This is a genomic window from Halorubrum sp. AJ67 (assembly GCF_000513435.1).
Map to the genome: position 1 here is coordinate 67,572 of NZ_CBVY010000016.1, position 1,957 is coordinate 69,528.

The 1,957-nt window shown below is 69.3% G+C and carries 2 protein-coding genes and 1 pseudogene; all 3 read right to left on the reverse strand.

Features of this window, described 5'->3' with window-relative positions; all coding sequences use genetic code 11:
• Positions 1-337, reverse strand: a pseudogene (locus BN903_RS18140) (hypothetical protein); the annotation flags it as partial.
• Positions 338-725: 388 nt separating this feature from the next.
• Positions 726-902 carry a hypothetical protein gene (locus BN903_RS17570; protein WP_195155795.1) on the reverse strand — a complete coding sequence of 59 codons (177 nt, stop codon included), beginning with the start codon at positions 900-902 and terminating at the stop codon, positions 726-728.
• 490 nt (positions 903-1,392) lie between these two features.
• Positions 1,393-1,957, reverse strand: a 565-nt coding sequence (locus BN903_RS12170) for a zinc-binding dehydrogenase (RefSeq protein WP_048077978.1), incomplete at its 5' end; no start/stop codon positions are given.

Consider the following 1,957-nt stretch of genomic DNA (forward strand, 5'->3'; position numbering starts at 1 on the left):
CGAAGCCCGCGAAGGCGCTCGCGATCCCGGCGGCGACCGCGGCCTCGCTTTCGACCGCGACGGCGTAGTACGCCCCGTCCTGACGGTATAGCCCCGACCGCACGCCCGAGCCGTTCGCGGTCCCCTCGTCGATGACCCGTCGGACGCTCGACGGTGACTCGGACGCCGGGCGGGCGACGGCCGCGAACACCGACTCGGCGTCGGTCTCCCGCATCTCGATCGTCGCGTTCGTCGTCTCCCCACGGGTGGAGAACGTCCACGCGTAGTAGCGGCCGTCGTACCGGACGTACGGCGACTCGACGTCGTCAAGGACGATGTTCAACTCCGGCGAGAGCACGCCGTCGAACGATCCGGTCGCGGCGGCGGTGCGGATCGGCTCCCGGTACCGGTCGGGCGTGTCCGAGAGCCGCTCGTCGAGGTCGGTGACGTTGGGGGGCCGCCTCCGCGACGGTGCTCGGATCCTCGCCGGGTTCGACCGCCGTCGCCTCGTAGGTGATATCCGTGCCGCCGGCCGTCGCCTGAAAGGCGAAGCTGAGCGCGACGCCGACGAGAAGCAGGCACACGATCGTGGCGGTTCCGGCGGAGGGGAGGGCGGAGGACACGAACGGTCGATTCGTAAATTCCAGTTGAAAGTTTTTCGTTCGGGAGCGCCGCGGCCGCGGCTCCGGGAGAGAGCGACGCGCGATAGAAAGTCGGGATTCGAGGCGGGGTCGTGCCCGACCGCGTCAGTCGTCGGCCGGGGCGCGCGGTTCCGCCGGCGGTTCGGTCTCCTCCGTCTCACCCGCCGGCTCGTCGACCGCGTCGACGTCGGGGATCTCGTCGTCGCGTTCGTCCGCCTCATCGGGCCGGTGACGCGCCTCGATTTCCGTCCACGTGCGCGCCTCGTCGTAATGATGGCACATGACAACTATTGACAAGAACTGGTGGCTTCTAAAAGTTACGCCGATATCGGGTATCTCTGGACGCTTAGCGTGGGAAAAGACGGATCTGCGGTGCCGTGGCGCGCGCCTCCGAGGCCGTATCGCGGCCGAGGAGCGTCGCGCGAGGGAGTCGCTGGCTCCCGGAGCGAAGCGGAGGGTGCCAGCGACGAGGTTGGGGAGGCGTGAGGTGCGGTGCGGTTGCGGGGCGGGACTCGAAGGGGCAGTCGCGAGGGCGAAGACGCGCGACGCAAGGACCGAAAGGAGCGAGCGGAGTGAGCGACTGAGGACCACAGCGAGCGCATCGAGTCCTCGCGACTGGGGCTTCGGCGGTCCCGGTAGTAACGAGAGTCGTCGCGTACAGCCGAGTGACCGGGGCTTCGGCGGTCTCAGTCGTGACGGGATCAACAACGTACAGCCGAGCGGTCGAGAGTTCGAAGACCCCGATCGTGTCGGTCCGAGGGTTGCGAGACGCTTATACGTCGCCGTGGGGCTTCACCAGCACCTTGATCGCCTCGCGCTCGTCCATCATGCGGTACCCCTCGGGGACCCCGTCGAGGTCGACCGTCTCGGTGAAGATCGGCGACGGGTCGAGCGTGCCCTGAAGCACGTCGGACATCAGTTCTTCGGCGTAGGCGCGGACCGGGGCGACCCCGCCCGCGAGCGTGACGTTGTCGCCGAACATGCCGAACACGTCGAGGCCCTCGTCGTCGACGCCGTACGGGACCCCGACGTAGCCGATCTGCCCGCCGGGGCGGACGACATCGATGGCGGTGTTCATGGCGCTCGCCGCGCCGACGCACTCCATCACGTGGTTCGGGCCGCCGTAGGTGAGCTCGCGGATCCGCTCGACCGCTTCCTCGCCACGTTCGGAGACGGTCTCGGTCGCGCCGAACTCCGCGGCGAGTTCGAGCCGGTCCTCGTGGTGGCCCACGGCGATTATCCGCTCCGCGCCGAGTCGGCGAGCCGCGAGGACGCCGCAGAGGCCGACCGCGCCGTCGCCGATGACGGCCACCGTCGACCCTTCCTCGACGCCCGCG